This is a genomic window from Allorhizobium pseudoryzae, from assembly GCF_011046245.1.
Classification (GTDB): domain Bacteria; phylum Pseudomonadota; class Alphaproteobacteria; order Rhizobiales; family Rhizobiaceae; genus Neorhizobium; species Neorhizobium pseudoryzae.
In genome coordinates this window covers 1,158,890-1,179,541 of the sequence record NZ_CP049244.1, presented here as the reverse complement: position 1 = coordinate 1,179,541, position 20,652 = coordinate 1,158,890, and the positions used below count along the sequence as shown (strand labels likewise).

Annotated in this window: 13 protein-coding genes; 5 read left to right on the top strand and 8 right to left on the bottom strand. The window is 64.0% G+C overall.

Annotated features, from left to right (window positions below; genetic code table 11):
- Position 1 precedes the first annotated feature (1 nt).
- Positions 2–1,237, bottom strand: coding sequence for a thiamine pyrophosphate-dependent enzyme (locus G6N78_RS24230; protein ID WP_165225051.1), 1,236 nt, complete (start codon positions 1,235–1,237; stop codon positions 2–4).
- Between the two features lie 621 nt (positions 1,238–1,858).
- Here G6N78_RS24230 and bcsA point away from each other — a divergent pair.
- From bcsA to bcsN, 4 genes are read left to right on the top strand one after another with little or no spacing between them, the layout of a single operon-like run.
- A complete protein-coding gene (gene bcsA / locus G6N78_RS24225; protein WP_234906033.1) occupies positions 1,859–4,129 on the top strand; it encodes a UDP-forming cellulose synthase catalytic subunit in 2,271 nt (756 codons plus the stop codon).
- Positions 4,122–6,434, top strand: coding sequence for a cellulose biosynthesis cyclic di-GMP-binding regulatory protein BcsB (locus G6N78_RS24220; protein ID WP_165225048.1), 2,313 nt, complete (start codon positions 4,122–4,124; stop codon positions 6,432–6,434). Before bcsA ends, G6N78_RS24220 begins: the two co-directional genes overlap by 8 nt.
- Positions 6,434–8,461 (top strand): tetratricopeptide repeat protein, encoded by a 2,028-nt coding sequence (locus G6N78_RS24215; RefSeq protein ID WP_165225045.1) that lies wholly within the window; start codon positions 6,434–6,436, stop codon positions 8,459–8,461. Before G6N78_RS24220 ends, G6N78_RS24215 begins: the two co-directional genes overlap by 1 nt.
- Positions 8,462–8,484: 23 nt before the next feature.
- Positions 8,485–9,303 (top strand): cellulose biosynthesis protein BcsN, encoded by an 819-nt coding sequence (bcsN, locus tag G6N78_RS24210; RefSeq protein WP_165225042.1) that lies wholly within the window; start codon positions 8,485–8,487, stop codon positions 9,301–9,303.
- A gap of 12 nt (positions 9,304–9,315) precedes the next feature.
- Here bcsN and G6N78_RS24205 read toward each other — a convergent pair whose 3' ends face one another.
- The 4 genes from G6N78_RS24205 to G6N78_RS24190 all read right to left on the bottom strand — a co-directional run bounded on the left by G6N78_RS24205 (position 9,316) and on the right by G6N78_RS24190 (position 15,464).
- The gene (locus G6N78_RS24205; protein ID WP_165225039.1) at positions 9,316–10,326 is read right to left on the bottom strand and encodes a glycoside hydrolase family 5 protein; all 1,011 of its coding nucleotides are present in this window, start codon (positions 10,324–10,326) and stop codon (positions 9,316–9,318) included.
- Between the two features lie 162 nt (positions 10,327–10,488).
- Positions 10,489–11,601, bottom strand: a complete 1,113-nt coding sequence (locus G6N78_RS24200; protein ID WP_165225036.1) for an ABC transporter permease — start codon at positions 11,599–11,601, stop codon at positions 10,489–10,491.
- 3 nt (positions 11,602–11,604) lie between these two features.
- A complete protein-coding gene (rbbA, locus tag G6N78_RS24195; protein ID WP_165225034.1) occupies positions 11,605–14,400 on the bottom strand; it encodes a ribosome-associated ATPase/putative transporter RbbA in 2,796 nt (931 codons plus the stop codon).
- Positions 14,397–15,464: an HlyD family secretion protein gene (locus G6N78_RS24190; RefSeq protein WP_165225031.1), complete on the bottom strand. Its 1,068-nt coding sequence runs from the start codon at positions 15,462–15,464 to the stop codon at positions 14,397–14,399. The genes rbbA and G6N78_RS24190 overlap by 4 nt, the downstream gene beginning before the upstream one ends.
- A gap of 446 nt (positions 15,465–15,910) precedes the next feature.
- On the opposite strand from G6N78_RS24190, the gene G6N78_RS24185 reads away from it, so the two are divergent.
- On the top strand, positions 15,911–17,458 hold the full coding sequence (locus G6N78_RS24185; protein ID WP_165225028.1) for a glycosyltransferase family 39 protein: 1,548 nt from the start codon (positions 15,911–15,913) through the stop codon (positions 17,456–17,458).
- A gap of 33 nt (positions 17,459–17,491) precedes the next feature.
- On the opposite strand, the gene G6N78_RS24180 is transcribed toward G6N78_RS24185, so the two are convergent.
- From G6N78_RS24180 to G6N78_RS24170, 3 genes are read right to left on the bottom strand one after another with little or no spacing between them, the layout of a single operon-like run.
- Positions 17,492–18,397 carry an ROK family protein gene (locus tag G6N78_RS24180; protein WP_165225026.1) on the bottom strand — a complete coding sequence of 302 codons (906 nt, stop codon included), beginning with the start codon at positions 18,395–18,397 and terminating at the stop codon, positions 17,492–17,494.
- Positions 18,394–19,605 (bottom strand): N-acetylglucosamine-6-phosphate deacetylase, encoded by a 1,212-nt coding sequence (gene nagA / locus G6N78_RS24175; RefSeq protein ID WP_165225023.1) that lies wholly within the window; start codon positions 19,603–19,605, stop codon positions 18,394–18,396. Before nagA ends, G6N78_RS24180 begins: the two co-directional genes overlap by 4 nt.
- Positions 19,602–20,630 (bottom strand): SIS domain-containing protein, encoded by a 1,029-nt coding sequence (locus G6N78_RS24170; protein WP_165225020.1) that lies wholly within the window; start codon positions 20,628–20,630, stop codon positions 19,602–19,604. The genes nagA and G6N78_RS24170 overlap by 4 nt, the downstream gene beginning before the upstream one ends.
- Between the last annotated feature and the right edge of the window lie 22 nt (positions 20,631–20,652).

Sequence of the window (20,652 nt, the reverse complement as noted above, 5' to 3'; positions counted from 1 at the left end):
GTCAGACCCCCATTTCCTGGCGCTGCCGGCGGATATGCTCCGGCATGTCGGCATAGACGCCCTTGAAGATGCTGGCGCCGGGGATGGGTTTCGGATCGATCATGGTGCCGGCCGCCTCGACGCGCTTCTGCACCTCGATCACCTCGGCGAGGATCTCCGCTTCCGCCTGCACATGCCGTGCTTCGCTCCATTCGTCGCTGAGGATCAGGTGCTGCTTCAGCCGCTCGATCGGATCGCCGAGCGGCCAGGCCTTGGCCTCGTCCTTCGGTCGATAGGCGCTCGGATCGTCCGAGGAGGAATGCGCGCCGACCCGGTAGGTGTACCATTCGATGAGGATCGCCCCGTGGCCCGCCCTCACCCGCTCGGTGGCCCAGCGGGTGACCGCCAGGACGGCGAGATAATCATTCCCGTCGATGCGCAGCGCCGGGATGCCGTAACCGAGCGCCCGCGCCGCATAGGTGCGCCCATGCCCGCGCGCCACGCCGGTATAGGTAGAGATCGCCCACTGATTGTTGACGACGTTGAGGATCACCGGCGGCCAGTAGGAGGAGGCGGAGAGAAGCGCCGTGTGAAAATCGTTCGACGCCGTCGAGCCGTCGCCGATCCAGCCGATCGCGATATTGTCCTTGCCCGTCAGCGCATTCGCCATCGCCCAGCCGACCGCATGCACATATTGCGTGCCGAGATTGCCGGAAACGGTGAAATAGCCGTAGTCGCGGGCGGAATGCAGAGTGGGCAACTGCCGGCCCTGGAGAGGATCATAGGCGTTGGAATAGAACTGCCCGATCAGCTTTTCAAGCGGATAACCGCCGGCAATCAGCAGCCCCTGCTGGCGATAGGTTGGGAAATTCATGTCGCCCGGCTTCAGGCACCGCTGGAAACCGCAGGCGATCGCCTCTTCTCCGACCGACTGGATGTAGAAGGACATCTTGCCCTGGCGCTGCGCATTCATCATGCGCATGTCGATGATCCGCGAGGTCATCATGTGGCGCAAACCTTCGCGCAAGGCTTCCGGCTCCATGTCCGACAGATAGTCGGCCCAGGGTCCGACCGCCTCGCCACGATCATCCATCACCCGGATCAGCGAATTGGCGTGTTCGACGCAGTCCTGCGCGGCGATATCGAGCCGCGGCACGGGAAGCGCCCCGGCAGCGGGGATCTCCAGCGCGGAGAAGTCCGGCGTTTCGCCGGGTCTCGCCGGCGGATGGGCAAAGCTCAGTTTGGTATGCGAACTCACGGTCTTCTCCTCCAAAGACGTGTGGTCGGACAACTGCGTGTCAGCAGTCAGCGGGCATCAGCGGCAGCTCACGTATGGCGTATGGACGACGGTGGAACGTGCAGTTTGACGGCCTTGCCCGCACCAGCGTGCGAATGAGCGGCCGCACCATCTCCTCCAGGCATCGTCATGTCTCGACATATCGACCCCCTCCCAAGGGTACTTCATGTCAGAATGGCTGAAGAGCAGTGTAGCGGTGCGGCCGTGAAATTTCCGAACGTTGTTTCTGCCGGTTTTGATCTATTCCGCACGCCGGAGAACCATGGAACGAAACTCTCGGTCGCCGTCGCCACGGCCGGACAACCGCAAATCCGACGCCTCAAGGCCATCAATCCTAACCATCGGTTAAGCATGTCCCATTTTGGCATATCTGACATAAGGTCACAAACAGAGACTTAAGGCCTTGGCGAGACATTCTAACGGACTGAATTAGTTCGACATTTCCAATCACCCTTCGGATACCCTTCCCGTTCTGACCAGAACACCCCTGAACGCTCATTAGCGAATTGCTAACCCCTGCTTTCTAGCTTCCGGCTGTCTCCTGGCGGGGGCCCTCGGCAATGATCGCCCTGGTAATGAAAAATGGGGTCTGACGACATGATGTGCGTCTCGATGCCCGCAATCATTGCGGGCGTGATTGGTCTATTTCTTCTGTGGCTCCCGATGAGCCTGCAGGCGCAGCTGGTGCTGAGCCTGACGATCCTTGCGTTGATGCTGCTCTTTATGACGCGGCCAGACAGCAAGACGCTTCGGCAACTCAGCTTCGTCTTCGCCGGCATCATCGCGCTCCGCTACGCCTACTGGCGCACGACGGAGACGCTTCCCGATTTTGCCGAGCCGATCAATTTCATTCCCGGCCTCATTCTCTACGTGGCCGAAATGTATTGCCTCATCATGCTGGCGGTGAATTTCTTCATCGTCGCCGACCCGTTGAAGCGGGAGCGGCCGGATATGCCGGCCGAGGCTGACCTTCCGACGGTCGATGTCTTCGTTCCCTCGTACAACGAAGCGCCGGACCTTCTGGCGCTGACGCTGGCCGCCGCCAAGGCGCTTGACTATCCGAAGGACAAGCTTGCCATCTACCTTTTGGACGATGGCGGAACCGATGCCAAATGCGGCCACAGCGATCCGCGCGTGGCGCATGCCGCCCGCCGCCGCCGGCTGGAGCTGCAATCGCTCTGCCAGGCGCTCGGCGTGCGCTATCACGCAAGAGCCAAGAACGACCACGCCAAGGCCGGCAATCTCAATGCCGGGCTAAAGGTATCTTCAGGCGAGCTCGTCGTCGTCTTCGATGCCGACCACGCCCCCGTGCGGGAATTCCTCAGGGAAACGGTCGGTTTCTTCGCACAGGATGAGCGCCTCTTCCTGGTGCAGACGCCGCATTTCTTCCTGAACCCGGACCCGTTGGAAAAGAACCTCAACACCTTCGGCAGCATGCCGTCGGAAAACGAGATGTTCTATTCCATCGTCCAGCGCGGGCTCGACAAGTGGAACGCCTCCTTCTTCTGCGGCTCGGCTGCGGTTCTGCGCCGCAAGGCGCTCGAAGAGACCGATGGTTTCTCCGGCCAGTCGATCACCGAGGATTGCGAAAGCGCACTGGCGCTGCATTGCCGCGGCTGGCACAGCGTTTATGTCGACAAGCCGCTGATCGCGGGCCTGCAGCCGGAAACGCTCGTCTCCTTCATCGGCCAGCGGGTGCGCTGGGCCCAGGGCATGCTGCAGATCCTGACGCTCAACCGTCCTTTCCTGCAGCGCGGCCTCACCATGGCGCAGCGTATCTGCTATGCCGGTACGAACCTGTTCTGGCTTTTCCCGATGACGCGGCTCACCTTCATGTTCGCGCCGCTTCTCTACATTTTCTTCTCGCTGCAGATCTTCCAGGCCAATATCGTCGAGTTCGTCTGCTACACGCTCACCTACCTCGTCTCCTCCTTCGCCATGCAGTCCTATCTCTTCGGGCGTGTCCGCTGGCCGTGGATCTCCGAGCTGTACGAATATGTGCAGTCGGTCATGCTGTTCGGCGCTATCATTAGCGTGGTGCGCAATCCACGCAAGCCGACCTTCAACGTGACCGCCAAGGGCCAGACACTGGAAACCAGCAAGCTGTCGCCGCTGGCAGGTGCCTATTTCGCCATCTTCCTGCTCCTGCTCGGCGCCACCGGCTATGCCGTCTGGCGTTACCTGACGGAACCGATGCCGTCCGAACTGCTCCTCATCGTCATCGGCTGGAACCTGATCAACACGGGTCTTGCCGGCGCAGCCCTCGGTGTCGTCTCGGAACGGCGCGAACGCCGCCGCAACCAGCGGCTTTCCGTCCAGCGCCATGCCCTCGTGCACATCGACCAGAAGCCGCACGCTGTCATCGTCCGGGACGTCTCCAGCGGTGGCGTCGGCATCGAGTTCTTCGAAGGCGTGCCGCAGGGTATCCGGCCGGATGACACGGCAACGCTCGAACTACGACGCCAGGGCAAGGCGATGAAAACGAAGATCGTCTGCCGCGTCATCCGTGACGGTGACGCTCATCCGATCTTCGGCTTTGCCTTCAGCGAACGCACGCCGGAGACCTTCGTGATGATCGCGGAAATGATGTATGCCGAGCAGGCCCGCCTGCAGGAGCGGATCACACGCCGCCAGAAGCCCATCGGCTTCTTTGTCGGGACGATCCAATTTGCATTCTGTACGCTGCGCCAGACCGTGCGGGCGTTCGGATACGCGCTCGGCGCCATCCGCGAGACCAGTGCCCCCTCACGCCCGGATGCCGAACTGGATCTGCGAGCCTTCGGCCCGACAGGCCCAGGTCACACGGGCGACGAACCGCCGCCGGCAGCGGTGAAGGAGGTGAGCTATGCGTAACCTTGCTCTTCTGGGCGCGGCCGTCGTCTCTTTCTCTCTCCAAGCGTCGATGGCAAACGCCGACACCTCGCTTCTGCCGGCGGACATGGTGACGGACACGGCAGGGATAGCCCTGGCCACACCGGCATCCGCCGTGCAGAGCGCGGTGCAGATGACGCCATTCGTCGAAGCGGCATCGGCCATGCGGCTGATCGGGGAGGACGACACGCGACGGCTCAGCTTCTACCTCGCAGCCGACCAGGCGGCGAAGGCCGGAACGCTGCGTATCGCCTACACCAATGCTGTCTCCGTCCTGCCGGACGGCGCAAGTCTTGCGGTCAGCGTCAACGGTCATCCCGTGTCGAGCCTGCCGATCCGCTCGCCGCAGGGCATCACCACGCAGGACATGAAGGTCGAGCCGGCCCTTCTCCAGCCGGGGTGGAACACGGTGACGCTGCGCGCCCGCCAGCATCACCGGGTGGATTGCTCGCTCGATGCCGTTTATGAATTGTGGACGCAGATCGATGCCGTGCAAAGCGGTTTCATGGCCGCCACGAAGGTCCCCGACGGCGACCCTGCCGTGCTGATGACGGCCGGACGGACGGCGGCAGGCAGCACGGAGCTTCGGGTGATCGGACCATCGGCGTCGGTCGAAAACCTCGCGCGGCAGGCAATGCCGGTCATCCAGTCTCTCGCGCTGCTGCTGGGTCGCAACGATCTGAAGGTGGTCTTTGCAGAGGCGTCCAGCGGCAAGCCCGGCATCGACCTCTATCTCGGCGACCCCTCCAGCAAGATTCAATCAGCGGAAACCCGGGCGGTCCTCGCGGCCGCTCCAGGTGGCCTATCGATTCAGGACAGGGGCAACGGCGCCGTTCGCGTCGTCCTGCGCGGCAGCTCGGAACAGGCCGTCGCAACGGCCCTGGTGCATTCCGTCAACGGTCCCTTCCAGCCGATCCTCTCCGGCGCGCAGGCACTGCGCCAGACCTCCGTCATCACCACGGATCAGCCGGGCCGCACCAGACTCGCCGACCTCGGCTATACCTCGGAGCCGTTTGCGGGCCGGCTTTTCCGCACGAGCGTGGCCATGGTGATGCCGGAGGATTTCTACCCCGGCGATTATGCCTCGATCGCGCTCCGGCTGAGCGCTGCGACCGCACCCAAGCTTGCACCTGGCGCGCAGCTGCTCGTGCGTGTCAATGACAAGGCGGTCACCAGCCACGCGCTTTACGCGCCGGACGGTGCAACCCTGCGCGACAAGCCGATCGACCTGCCGCTCCGCGCCTTCCATCCGGGCGTCAACAAGGTCGATATCCTGGCCGAACTGCCGCGCGAAGACGACAAGACCTGCGACCTCACCGCCCGCAACGAGGAGCGCCCGCGTTTCCTTCTCTTGTCGGACACGGCCTTCGACATTCCAGCCCTTGCCCGCGCCGGCCGCCTGCCGGACCTGGCGGCCTTTGCGGGACGGGCATACCCCTTCAACCAGCGCGACAGGATGGACGTCTATGTCGATCGCGCAAGCCCGCTCCGGCTCGGATCAGCGGCCACCATCCTGACGCGCCTGGCGCTGAGTGCCCGCCATCCTCTGGCCGCCGACCTCAGGCTCGGCGCGCCCACCGGCGATCTTCAGTCGACGGCACTGGTCGTCACCGCGGGCGGCCGTGAGATGACCGAACTTGACGGCAAAAACCTGAGGACGGCGCGCTTTGCCGCAGCCGGCTTCGACAGCATGACAACCGGGTCGGTCACGGAAAGGCTCGGCGTGCCGGGTTCGGACGCAGGTTCGGAGATGCAGGCCCTGCTGCAGGCCTTCCAGCAACGCACGGCCGACGAACGCAGCGATCCATCGGTGCTGGCGCGTATCATGAACGGGCTTCAGCGCGGTTCGGATATGGTCGGCCGATGGCTCGAATATCGCGACGTGGCCGATCAGCCGCCGCATTATCGCCCGGACGAAGTGCTGGCAACGATCAGCCAGACCGGCAACGGATCACATCTGGCCAGCGTCACCACCGTCACGGCCGCCACGGAAGAGGATCTTGCCCAGGGCGTCGATGCCCTGACGGAACCCTCCGCCTGGCAGACGCTGCGCGGCGGCTCGGCCCTCGTGCGGCGCTCAGATCTGTCGGTCGTCACGGCCGAGCCTCCGTCCTACAGCTTTTATCCGCTGACGGACACCAGCATCGGCAACCTGCGACGGCTGACCGCCGCCTGGCTCTCCGACCATTTTCTCGTCTATGTCGGGCTGATCCTCCTTTTGATCGGAAGTTTCGGCCTCTGGCTTGGCTATATCGTTCCCCGCAAAGGCGTGAGGACAGTTCGATGATGTCGCAGAAGACAATCCGCTCCGGTCGGCTTTGCACGGCGCTGATGCTCGTCATGCTTGCCGATGCCGCCAGTGCTGCGAGCCTGCTGCCGCTCGACACGCCCCTGGCCGCCCCACTTCCCGTTACCGCAGACAAGCAGACGCCGGAACCCGATGCGGTGGAACTCGCCGCGCTCTATTATTACGCCCAGCAGGGTGAGAAGCAGCGCGTCGAGCGCGAGATCCAGCGCATCAGCCTGAAATTCCCGGACTTCACCGTGCCGGATGATCTCTACCGGTCGCCGGACGAAAAGCGGGTCGATGAAAGCCCGCTGTGGCGGCTCTACGAGGCGGATGATTATGCGGGCATCGAGCACGAGATCAGCCGGCTTGCCGCTGACAATCCGGGCTGGGAGCCATCGGCGGATTTCCGCGACAAGCTGTTCCGCCGCAAACTCCGGCACGACATGACAGAGGCCACGGCAGCCCGCGACTGGACCGCGGTGGTCGCTGCCGGCAAGGACCTCGATCCGGGCACGGAACCGGAGATCGACCTCCTGTGGATGCTGATCGACGCCTACAAGGAAAACCAGACGGGCACCGCCGCCGCCCCCCTCTACCGGGGCATCCTGTTCCGCAAGGACGCGAACCGCTTCAGCGACGATGCCCTCATGATCACGCTGCAGAAGGCGGTCGAGGATTTCCCGGCCTCCGAGCTTCGCCAGGTCATCCGCATTCTGTCCGCATCGCCCGGTCTTGCTTTACGCATGCAGAGCCTGACACTGGACCTGATGCGGCGCGAGATCGCCGATTATGCCGCCGGTCTTGCCGGTGCCGCCGAGCCGCAGCCGGCGACGCTGATCGCCGTCCGCCGCGCTGCCGAAACCGGAACAGAGCCGAAGGATTCCGTGCTGCTCGGCTGGTATTATCTGAAGGCAAAACAGAGCGCCGAGGCCGAGACGTGGTTCAGCCGCGCCCTGACTGCCGCGCCATCGACGGAGGCGCTGAAGGGCCTCGTTCTCGCCCAGACGGCCAACGGCCATCAGGATGAGGCCTTCCAGCAGGTGACCCGCCATCTGGATCTGGCTGCCGGCGATTGGGACAGTTTCCTCGCAAGCCTCTCCTTCGGTTTCCAAGACAAGACGAATGCCACCGTGGCACCGGATGTGGCACACGCCTATGCGGAGGCCATTCAGTCCTCGCAATCGCCGGAGCACGCGGAAATCCTCGGCTGGTATGCTTACAACTCCCGCCAGCTCGACGCCGCAAGCGCCTGGTTCGACAAGTCCTTCGACTGGAAACCGGCAGCCGGCAGTCTCAAGGGCAAGGCGCTGACGCTGATCCAGCAGAAGGACCGCAAGGGCCTGGAGCAGTTGCAGAACAGCTATGCCGGGATCTATCCGCAGGTGTTTGCCGAACTGAAAACGGCCGCTGCACCATCCGGTGCTCCCGGCCAGTCCGTCGCGGCGCCCTCCAGCCAGTCCGTGCCGGGTTACGTCGCCAATCTGCGCGCCAAGCGCTACAGCGCGTGCCTGGCGGATCTCGCCCGCCTGGAAAACCGCAAGGCTCTCAACGGCGATGAACAGCTGGCCCGCGGCTGGTGCACGCTCGGCCTCGATCGGCTGGCGGAAGCGCGCCAATCGTTCGAAACGGCGCTCGCCACCGGGACCAAGAAGGATGACGCCGCCTATGGGCTCGGCCTGACCCTGCTGCGTGCCCGGCTGACGGAAGACGCCGATCAGGTGCTCGCCCGCTACAGCCTGACGCCCGCCCGCGAGCGGGAACTCAGGGCCGAAGTCCTCTGGCAGCGGGCGCGCTCCGCCTTCGACCAGAAGCGCTTCCCCGATGTGCTGGCTGCCCTCAACCAGCGTCTGCAGATGGCACCGGAAAGTGTCGGCATGAGCCAGATGCGCGCCTGGGCGCATTATCACCTCGGCAATCTCGGCCAGTCGAAGGCAATTTTCGCAGAGCTGAACAAGGTGGTGCAGGACCCGGCCAACCAGCGGGGCCTGGCGACGATCAACGAACGGATGGGGATCGAGCGATGACGTCCGCGATGAAGACCTGGCCCTTGTTTCTTGCATGCCTTCTGCCGCTCGCGGGCTGCGTGACGGAGGATGACGACCCCTGGCTTGCGCGGCAGGCCGGGACGACGACGAGCCTCTCGGCGGCTGTGGTCGGCGGCGGCAATCGCTCCATCCCGCCAGAGCTGGCCTGGGCACGTCTCAGCGGCATCGACCGCAAGCCGATTTCCGCCCGCAGCCTTTCCAGTGAAGGCAGTCAGGTGCAGCAGGTGATCTACCCCAACCGGACGACGGAACCGGGGGAAAACAGGCTGACGGTGGAAAGAGGTCGGGCTGATCTCGACCGGCTGCGCACGGCGCCAAGCCGCGCCGCCCTTGCCGCCGAGATGCGTGCCGCTCTGCCCGGCGTTGCGATGAGCACGGAACAGGTGTTCCGCACCAACGCCTATGGCCCCTATGGTGTGGCCACCGGTTCGCTCGCCGATGGCAGCAGCTGCGTCTTTGCCTGGCAGACGATCCAGCACTGGCCCGTGGTGACGGGCAAGGCCAAGGAGGCCGGCACGGTCCGGCTGCGCTACTGCGCACCGGGTACCTCCAAGGAGGCACTTGCCAATCTTCTAGCCACCCTTTCGCTGACCGGCGGCGTCTATGGGTATGCGGCGCCGCTCGCACCCGCCGTTTCGCTCGCGCAGGAACCGGAGACGGACTCGGTCAAGACGCAACGGCGCACCGCCTCGTCGCAAACCCACCATGCAGAAGCGGCGGCGACCACCGGCACGGTCAGCGCCGCAACATCAGTGAAGGCCCGAAGCGACGCTGCCGAAAAGGCCCCGGCCTTCGTCAGCGTTCCGCTGCCGGACGGCTGAGGCCAGCGAGGTTTATTTCTGGAGGAAACGACAGGCCGCCGGATCGAGCGGCCTGTCCAGCGCGGCCCTGAGGCCCGCGAGTTGCGGGCGGTCACCCTTCTTGGTCGGCTGGATGTTCAGCGCCTCGTCTTCCGGCCAGAAGTCGCCCGCCGCCCAGTAGGCCCAGCCGAGCCAGACGTCACGGTCCCGGTCGATCGCCGCCGTCATCTCGGCGGCCGCGTCGATGCAGGCCGGTTCACGGGTCACACCGAATTCGCCCATAAAACCCTGCCGCCCGTTCTGCCGCAGCCAGGCAGACAGTTTGGCAACCGAGGCAATCGCCTCGGCGGCGCGGCTGCAGCTATCCTTTTTGCCGGAGAAATCCTCGTCGAAATACTGATGGAATTCGAAGGCGACATAATTGGCCGGGTCCTTCACGCTAAGCATGGTCGCCGCATTGGCGCCACCATACCAGTCGTCAAACCAGCTGTGCGCGCCGGTCCAGGCCGTGCCCGGAACCAGGATGAGGTTCTGCCCGGAGACCCGCCGGATCGATGCGATGGCGGCATTCGCCGCCTTCAGCCAGTCCGCCGCCGACATATCATGCGGTTCGTTCATCAGGCCGAACATCACGCCGGGATCCTCTCCGAACTGCTCGGCGAGACGTTTCCAGAAATCCTCGAAGGCGGCAACGGGCACTGCCGCCGACCCGATCAGCTTGCCATTGTAGCGGGCGTAATTGTGCGGATCGAGCACGACCTTGAGGCCCAGCACGCGCATCTTGCGCACCGTCTCGACCAACAGGCCCGCTTCCTCCTTGGCAAAGGGCTGCAAGAGCTTCGGCTGCAGTCGCTCCCAGAGGAAGGGAAGCCGCACGGTGTTAAAGCCCTTTTCGGCGAAATAGGTGATCGTCCGGTCACTGGGGTAGAGATGGCTTTCACCGTACTTCCCGGGCAGCGTCCCGAACTCGGCGCCGGCGAGATTGATGCCGCGCAGGCAGGCGCCATCGGCGGCCACGGCAGACGAAGCAAGACTGAGTGCCATGAGGCCGGCCAAGACGTTCCTGATCACCACAAGAGCCAATTCCGTTGTCGGGACCGGGTGCGGCGCGCATTTGCGCCACCTCCGCGCGAACCCTGATCCGATTCGCGTTCATCTTAGGGTCGCCTCCCCGCCCTCACAAGGGCCGGCATATGGGCCGCATCTCTATCGCAGGAACTTGCGGAAACGCTGCAGCGAGAAGGCAAACAGCACCGAGCCGATCGTCAGAAGCGCAAGCAATTGCGGCCAGACGACGCTCAGGCCAGCACCGCGGAACAGCACCGCCTGCGCCAGAATGACGAAATGCGTGTTGGGCGCGATCAGCATGATGGTCTGGATGATCTCCGGCATGCTTTCCCGCGGCGTCATGCCCCCGCACAGGACGTCGAGCGGCAAAAGCACGAGGATGAGCAGCAGGCCGAACTGCGGCATGGTACCACCGATGACGGCGAGCGAGATGCCGATACAGGTCGTGGCAAAAAGCTGCAGGGCCGCCCCCAGCAGAAACAGGGCCAGCGACCCTTGCACCGGGACATGTAGCGCCCCCTGCACCACGACGACGATGGAGATCGCCGTCGCCACCAGCACGACGAGCCCCATCGACCAGATCTTGCTGAGCATGATCTCGACGGGCGTCACGGGCATGGCAAGCAGATGTTCGATCGTCCCGTGTTCCCGTTCGCGGATCAGCGCGGCGCCCGTCAGGATGATCGAGAGCATGGTGACGGCCGAAATCACCTCATTGATCGCACCGAACCAGCCCTTGTTGAGTTCCGGGTTGAAGCGCGAGCGCAGGACGAGATCCACCGGCGGTGCGTTCTCGCCGCGATAGCCGTCCAGGAATTCGCTGACCTGACCGGAGACGATCGACTGCACGTAATTGCCGCCAGTGAAGGCCTGCGTCATGCGGGTTGCATCAACGTTGAGCTGGATGGCGGGAGAGCGACCGGCCAGAAGATCACGCTGGAAGTCCGGCGGGATGTCGAGGACGAACGTATCGAGCCCCGAATCCATGCGCCGGTCCATCTCAAGCTGGGTAACCAGTTTCGGCGGCACGAAATACGGAGGATAGAACGCCGTGACGATACGCGAGGAGACGGGTGACTGGTCCTCGTCCACCACGGCGATCGCCGCATTGTTTAGGCTCTCGGGCAATGCCTTCGAGGCGGTGTAGATCGACAGCGTAAAGGAATAAGCGATCAGGATCAGCATGACGGGATCCCGGGCCAGCCCCCATAATTCCTTGATCCCCAACTGAATGATATTGGCAATGCGCATCGCTCAACCCGCCTGCTTCTTGAGGAGGATGGTGCCGAGCCCGAGCAGGACGGGCACGGCCAGGAGCAGCGGCAGGAAGGAGCCGGCAAGGTCGCCGAAATCGAGCGCCTTGGAGAAGGTGCCGCGGGCGATGGTGACGAAATGGGCGGTCGGATAAATGCGGCCGATAATGGCGCCCGCGCCTTGCAACGAGGAGACGGGATCGATCATGCCGGAATACTGGACAGCCGGAATGAGGGTGATCAGCGCCGTCGCGAAAATCGCTGCGATCTGCGACTTGATGAAGCTTGAGATCAGCAGGCCGATGGTCGTCGATGCGAGGACATACAGAAGCGCTGCGGCCGAGAGCGTGAGGAAACTGCCCGTCAACGGAACGCGAAAGATGAAGACGGCAAAAGCCACCAGCATCAGGTAGTTGAGAAACGCCAGCACGACATAGGGAAACTGCTTGCCGAGAAGGAATTCCAGTCGGCTGACCGGGGTCGCATAGAAATTGAGAATCGAGCCGAGTTCCTTCTCGCGCACCACGCTGAGGGCCGTCAGCATGGCCGGAATCAGCATCAAGAGAAGCGGAATGACGGCCGGGACCATGGCAATCAGGCTTTCGATGCCGGGATTGTAACGGTAACGGATTTCCAACGTGAACTTGCCTCGGGTTGCGGCATCGCCGTAGAGCTCGCGCGCCTTCTGCGCCAGCCAGGCCGCGTGGATGCCCTGCACATAGCCCTGGACCGTTTCGGCGCGAGCGGGCATGGCGCCATCGATCCAGGCGGCGATCTCGACCGGACCTGTGCCCCGCGCGATGTCCCGGCCGAATCCCGGCGGGATTTCGATGGCGAGGCTGAGTTCGCCGCTGCGCATGCGTTGGTCGAGATCCTCGTAGTCGCGGATCGGCGGTTTCTCGATGAAGTAGCGCGATCCGGCGATCTGCAGCGCGTAATCGCGGCTCACCGTCGTATCGTCGCGGTCGAGCACCGCATAGGTCAGGTTGTCGACATCGAGATTGATGCCGTAGCCGATGACGAACATCAGGATGACGCTGCCGATGATGGCAAGCGTCGCCCGGATGGGATCGCGTTTCAGTTCCAACGCCTCGCGCTGCGAATAAGCGAGCATGCGCCGGACATCGAAGACCGGCGGACGGCGGGTTGGTGTCGCCGGAGGCGGCACGGACTGTTCCTCGGCAATGACTTTTTCCGTCGCGTCTGGTGCGGTGGGCCGATCGCCGATCGCATCCTCCAGATGGCCGATGAAGGCCTCTTCCAGGGTCGCTGCCTGTCGCTGGTCCACGATCGCCTTCGGCGTATCGCTGACCAGCACCTTGCCCGCATGCATCAGGGATATGCGGTCGCACAGCTCCGCTTCGTTCATGAAATGCGTCGAGACGAAGATCGTCACATTGTCCTTGCGCGACAGGTCGGCAAGGATCTGCCAGAAGCCGTCGCGCGCCACCGGATCGACACCGGAGGTCGGTTCGTCGAGGATCAGGATATCCGGCCCGTGGATCATCGCGACCGCCAGCGACAGGCGCTGGCGGATGCCGAGCGGCAGGGCATCCGGCAGACTGTCGACCACTTCGGACAGATCGAACCTCGCCAGCATCTCCTCGATCCGCGCTCCGATCCGGGCGGGCTCCATGCGGAACAGACGCGCATGCAGATCGAGGTTCTGGCGCACCGTCAGTTCCGAATAGAGGGAAAAGGCCTGGCTCATATAGCCAACCCTGCGGCGCACCTCCATGTCCTTCGGATCGACCGGCTTGCCGAACAGCCGCGCCGTTCCTTCCGTCGCCGGCAGAAGGCCCGTCAGCATCTTCATCGTCGTCGTCTTGCCGCAGCCGTTCGAGCCGAGGAACCCGAAGATCTCGCCCTTGCGGATTCGGAAGCTGACAGTGTCGACGGCGGTAAAATCGCCGAACCGCATGGTCAGGTTATCCGCTTCGATCGCGATGTCGTCCGGGCCTGTGCTCAGCGCGCGCGGCGGAATGACGAGTGTCTGGTGCCCCTGGCGCTTTTCCTCCGGCAGCAGTTCCACGAAGGCCGCATCCAGGGTCTTGGTGTGCGTCCTGGCGAGGAGTTCAGCCGGAGAGCCGGTGGCCAGCACACGGCCGCCATCCATCGCCACCAGCCAGTCGAACCGTTCCGCCTCTTCCATATAGGCGGTCGCGACGATGACGCTCATCCACGGCCGGTCGCTGCGGATGTGGTCGATCAGCTCCCAGAACTGGCGTCGCGACAGGGGATCGACGCCGGTGGTGGGTTCGTCCAGGATCAGCAGATCCGGATCATGCACCAGGGCGCAGCAGAGGCCGAGCTTCTGTTTCATACCGCCGGAGAGTTTTCCGGCAGGGCGATCCGGAAAGGGCGAAAGCCCCGTTCGCCGCAGCAGATCATCGATACGGCGCTGTCGCTCGTTCCGGTCCTGGCCGAACAGGCGGGCAAAAAAATCGACATTCTCGGTCACGGAGAGGGTCGGGTAGAGGTTCTTGCCGAGACCCTGCGGCATGTAGGCGATACGCGGGCAGATATTGTCACGATGGCGGCGGGAGGCGATGTCACCGCCCAGCACCTCGACCTTGCCCCGCTGCATCTTATGCACGCCTGCAATCAGCGAGAGGAGGCTGGACTTGCCGACACCGTCCGGGCCGATCAGTCCGACCATGCAACCGGCAGGAACGTCGAGGTTGATGTCGCGCAGAGCCTCCCTCTTGCCGTAGCGCAGGCTGACAAAGGCCAGCGTCACAACCGGCGCCAATGGTTCGGCCGCCTCTCCGTGCCGTTCCAACGCGGGCGTTTTCATTGAACCACATCCGCCAGATCGGCCGGCCAGACGGCCTGCGGGTCAAGTTTCACATAGGCCCTTCCGGGCAAACCCGTCTTGACCTGCTGGATATACTTTTCAAGAAGCGCCTGCGGGATCTTCGCCTTGACGCGGAACATCAGCTTCTGACGCTCCTCGTCGGTTTCAACCGTCTTTGGCGTGAACTGCGCCACATCCGCGACGAACGCAACACGGGCCGGAATGGAGAATTGCGGGGCGGCATCCAGCACGAGCCTCACCTCGCTGCCGATCGCCACCCGCCCGGCCTCGGCGGTCGGCAGAAAGAACGTCATGTAGACGTCGCTCAGATCCACGAGGTTGAGCACCCGACCGCCTGCCGAAAGCACCTCGCCCGGTTCCGCCACGCGGTATTGCACGCGGCCCGGCCGGGCAGCGGTCAGCGTGCTGTCATTGATATCGGCGACGACACTGGCGACCGCCGCGCGCGCCGCCTCGACAGAGGCCTCCGCATCGACCACCTGCGCCTTGGCCGCACTGATGGCGGCCTCGGAAGCGGCCAGCTGGGCCTTCGCCGCCGCAACCGTTGCCGTCGCCGCCTTCGCAGCCGCCCGGTCTTCATCCAGCACCTGCTGGCTCGTCACATTCGAGGTTGCCAGTTGTTCGGTGCGGGCGAGCTTTCGGCTGGCGCCGTCCAGTTCGGCTTCGCGCTGCGCGACGGTCGCCGCGGCGGCCTCCCGTTCCGCCTGCCGCTGCACCACCAGGCTTTTCGCCGTGTCGATGCCGATGATCGCCTGGCGCAACGTCGCTTCCGCTTGGGCATGCTGGGCTTCCAGTTGCACTGTGTCCATCCGGGCAAGAACCGCCCCGGGTTTGACGAAATCGCCCTCGCCGGCCATGATCTCCCGGATGCGACCGGCCGTCTTGGTGGAAACGTCCACTTCGGTCGCCTCGATGCGGCCGTTGCCGGAGGCAATGCCTTCCGGCAGCCCGGCGGCGCCATAGGTTGTCCAGGCATAGTAGCCGCCGCCAGCCAGAAGGGCGAACACCGCCACGGTTGCCAGGCTTCTCATCCGATTGTTCATCTCGCTCTCCGGCGCATGTCTGACATGAAAAGAGTATGGTGCCGTCTGCATCCCGACGCCGGGGGTGCGGCTGCGGAACGGGGCCAATACTGCGGACCGGTCTCTTCAACCTGCTCTCGACGTTAGCGAGGGCATGCAGAGCCTGAATTGATCCGCGTCAAAAATGTGGATAAATTCGAGTACTAATCAGTATTGCTTCGATGTATAGGGATTCGACCGGAGGCTGGCGCACGATCCATCAGAGACCGCGAAAATGACGCAATCCTAAGCAAGGCCCACGACAGACGCGTGTGAGATGATCCGACAAGCAGACCCAGCCGAAAGTTGCTCTATCGGCGGGAAAACCGATGGTTCAGGGGCGATCATGACCTATCTCCCGGTCACGAGATGAAACAGGGGAAAGACACCCACGCATGCAGACGGTCGTGACTTCGGCAAGATCGGATATGAGCGTCAAAGCCGGCAAGATCTTCCGGGCCTATTCCGGCGTGCTTGCAGAAAGCCCGCGCACCCTCATCATCACCTTTGCCGTCTATTTTCTCCTGCAGACGCTGATCCGGCTCTTCCTTCCGACGGCGCTCCGAGTGGACGAGGCGCAGCAGGTGCTGTTTCAGCAATGGCTTGCGCTGGGATATGACGCACAGCCTCCGCTCTACAACTGGTACCAGCAGATCTTTTTTGCGCTCTTCGGCCCAGGTCTCCTCGCCATCGGGGCTGCGAAGAATCTCGTCCTGTTCCTGATCTTCTTTTTCTACGTCAAGACGGCGGAACTGGTCCTCACCGACCGGCGGCTGGTCGCTGTCGCTGCCGTTCTGCTGTTCGTCATTCCCCAGGTCTTCTGGCAGGCGCAGCGCGACCTCACCCATACCACGATGCTGATGCTCAGCATGACAATGCTCCTTTATGTCACCGCGCGCCTGTTTCGCCAGCCGAGCACGCCGGGCTACCTGGCCTTGGGCGTGTGTATCGGCATGGCGCTTCTGTCGAAATACAACAGCCTGATCATTCTGCCGGCCATTCTGGCGGCGGCCGCTTCGCATCCAGAGGGTCGCGCCCGCATCCTGGACCGCCGCCTGCTTCTGTCGCTCGCCATCGCGCTCATCCTGTGCGTGCCGCACGCCCTGTGGCTGTTCGACAACCTCGCGCTCGCCTCGGAGATCACGCTCAAACGGATGGCGGAAAATGCGCCGGACGGGCGGTTGTCACAGGTCGCGTTCGGTTTTGCCACCTTTGTCGGCGGTGCCCTGGTGATCGCCTGCGTGCCGGTGCTGTTGACCGGACTGTCTCTGGTGGGGCTGAGATCACGCATCGACACAGGCGTGAACCGGAACTGGTACCGCTTCTTCCGCACCTATTTCGCCGCGATCGCACTGGTGATGCTGCTGGTCATCTCGACCCTGACGCTGACGGAAATACGCGATCGCTGGTTGCTGCCGCTCTTCCTGCCCCTGCCCCTGTTCATCGCCCTGTGGCTGGAGCAGAAACATGTCAGCCTTGCCCGTTTCGTCCCGCGTCTGGTTCCGGTCGGACTGGTCACCATGCTGGTCATTCCGGTTGCCCTCATCGCCTCGCAGCCGGTGATGGCAATGCTCGGCCTGCGGACTAGTTCCAACTACGACTGGCAGGGCTTTGCCGAAAAGCTGCGTGTCGAGGAAAAGCTCGCGCCATCGCTCATCGTGACCGGGGACTGGCGCACCGGCGGCAATCTGCGCTTCCTGTTCCGCGACACGCCTGTTGTCACCACGACTTATGACGATTTCGCGCCGCAGATCGGCCTTCTGCCGGACCGTCCGATCCTTCTCGTGCAAATCACCGGCCGGGACAAGTTCCCGGAAATGCTGGAATGGCTGGAGACGAATTACGGGCTTCGGGTAAAGTTGCCCGGGATCCGATGGGTCGATATGCCCATGTCGTTCCCGACCGAAGGGAAAACCCTGCGCTTCAATTATGCCGTTGTGCGGCCGTCCGATCTTGTGGCCACACCAGGCTCCTGACCGCTCCGACGCGGGCGTCTTGCCCGCCTGAGCTCAGTCTGCATTGAGGCCCAGGAGCGCGGCCCCGATCAGGCCCGGCTCGACCGAACATTCCGCCTTCACGACCAGCGGTCGGTCGAACTTGCGCAGGATCCGGCTCCTGACGGCCTTGTCGATGGCGACAAGCAGCGCCTCGGCGTTGGAGAGCCCGCCGCCGACCGGAATGATCGTCGTGCCGGTGACATTCGCGACCAGCGCCAGCGGCCCCGTCAGCACGTCCACGTAGACGTCGATGGTTCGGCTTGCGGCCGCATCGCCCGCCTGCCAGGCGCTGACGATCTCCTCGCTGGTGAGCGTCGTGCCGAGCAGATGCGCATGCAACTTCTCCATCCCGCGGGCACTGCAGACCGCATCGATGCAGCCGGACAGCCCGCAGCCGCACTGGAAGCGCGGCAGTTGCACCGGTGGATTGCCGGCCTGCGTCGCCGCAACAGGACCATGCCCCCATTCGCCGGCAAAACCGCCCTCGCGATTGATCAACTGGCTGTCAATCACCAGCCCGCCGCCAACGCCGGTCCCGAGGATCACGCCGAACACCACGCGATGGCCGCAGCCTGCACCGACACCGGCTTCGGCCAGCACGAAACAATCCGCATCATTGGCAACGAGAACCGGCAAGCCAAGGGCGGCCTCCAGATCCTGCCGGAGCGGCCGGCCGTGAATGCACGGCACATTGGCGACCACGGCCCGGCCTGTGTCCGGATCGATGATGCCGGCAATCGACAGAGCAACCCGTTCGGGCCGTTGGCCCGCTTGGTCGATCACCGCTTGCAGCACGGACACGAAGGCTGCGAAATCGTGGATCGGCGTCGGCTGGCGCGGCACGGGCCGCACATCGTCCACCGCATAGGCGAGCGCGCCCTTGATCGCCGTGCCGCCGATATCGAAGCAGACGATCATGACGCCACCGCGCGAGCCATCGACCGATGCCGCGGCCCCCAGTCCGCCAGGCCGCGTCCCGCCACCACCGCACCGCCGATCCAGGTCGAATGCAGGTCCAGCGCGCCGTCCAGCACCACCATGTCCGCGTCGAAACCAGGTTTGAGCATGCCTTTCGTCTCGGCGCCGATCGCCTCTGCCGGATAGCGCGAGGCCATCCGGAGGGCCTCGACGAGCGAAAGACCCAGCCGCTCATGGGTGAAGCGCACGCAGGAGAGCATGTCGATATCCGCCCCCGCCAGGGTGCCATCCGCCAGCGTCAGGCGCCCACCCCGACGAAAGACCCGCCGGCCGTTCAGCGCGAAGCCATCATCGTCCGTGCCAATGGTCGACATGGCATCGGTGACAAGAAAGATCCGGCCCGGACCGTTCTTCGCCCGCAGCGCAACGCGCATCGCGACCGGATCGACGTGGAAGCCATCGGCGATCAGGCCGCAGAAAATCCGGCCGTCATCGAGTGCCGCGCCGACGACGCCCGGCTCGCGGTTGCCCATCTGGCTCATCGCGTTGAAGAGATGCGTCACCATGGTCACACCGGCTTCCGCATAGGGCGCGACCACGGAGGCCGCGACATCGGTATGGCCGAGGCTGACGACATACCCCGCCGCCTTCAACCGCGACACCTGCTCCGGCGTCACGCTTTCCGGGGCAATGGTGGTCAGCGCCAGACCGAATTTGCCCGATGCCGCACAAAGAGCCGCAAGATCGGACGCGTCCATCGGCCGGATGAGATCCGGATCATGCGTCCCCTTGCGGGCGAGCGACAGATGCGGCCCTTCGAGATGCAGGCCCAGGAAACCGGGCGTTGCGGCCGCCCGCGCATTGCGGCCAGCTGCCAGTGCCGTGTCGCGGATCTCCGGCGTGTCGGTGATCAGCGTCACCATCACCGAGGTCGTGCCATAGGCGGCATGCGCCCGGCAGATCGTCTCGATCCCGCGGACGGACGGATCATTGTTGAACAGGACGCCGCCGCCGCCATTTACCTGCAGATCGACGAAGCCCGGCGCCACCAGCGCATCGCCCACATCGCGGATCTCATGGCCGGCCGGCACGTCCTGGCGTGGCACGATCTCCACCACACGGCCCTGCTCGACCAGCAGGGCGTGCTCATAGAACAGCTGTTCGCCATCAAAGATGCGCTGGCTGGCAAGCGCAAAAGCCTCACTCATCGGGTCACGGTCACTTTCTGAAGCGCGGCGGGTTTGTCAGGATTAAAGCCTCTTCGCCGGGAGAGCTGTTCCACCATGCCGTAATAGGGAATGATCAGGCAGAGCGCATCCGTCAAGGGATGGCCCGTCGCGACGAAAGGAAGCCCGCCCGGCCCCTTGTCTCGCGCGAGGTCAGAGGTTGCGTAAACGGCGGCGTTCTTTTCCACCAGCTTCGAGGCGGTCGCGACAATCGAGGCTTCCGCCTTGTCGCGCGCGGCAAAGGCAATGACCGGGAAGGACGCAGCCACCAGCGACACCGGCCCGTGCAGCACTTCTGCCGAGGAATAGGCCTCGGCATGCAGTTCGCAGGTCTCCTTGCATTTCAGCGCCGCTTCCGAGGCGATGGCGAGCGACGGGCCACGGCCGAGCATATAAAGCGAATCGGCGTCCGCCAGCGTGTCGATGACACCGCTCCAGTCGAGCGCCAAAGCCCGTTCAAACTGCTGCGGCAGCGCCTGGACCGCCTGCTTCAGGCTCGCATCGTCCTTCCAGTGCGCGAGGATCGAGAGACCGGCGACGATGGAGTTGACGAAGGATTTGGTTGCCGCCACCGCGATTTCCTGGCCAGCATCGACGTTGATCGCGAGGCTCGTCGCGTCGCTCAGCGGCGAAGGCACGGTGTTGGCGAGCGCAATCGTCAGCGCCCCGCCATCGACCGCCGCCTTGGCAAGTGCCACGATGTCCGGGCTGGCACCGGATTGCGAGACGGCCAGGGCAGCGCCACGCGAAAGGCGCAGCGGCGTGTCGTAGATCGAGGCCAGCGACGGTCCGAGCGAGGCGACCGGCAGACCGAGCTCCAGCTCGATCGCATATTTCAGGAAATGCGCCGCATGATCGGAAGAACCGCGGGCGATCGTGACAACCACCGCCGGGTCCCGCTCCTTCAGCGCCTTGCCGGCCGCTTCCAGCGCGCTTGCCTGGTCGTTCAGCAGTCTTGCTGCCACATGCGGGATCTCGTCGATCTCCTGTCGCATGATCGAAGTCATGAGCTTTTTAGCCTTTCCATGC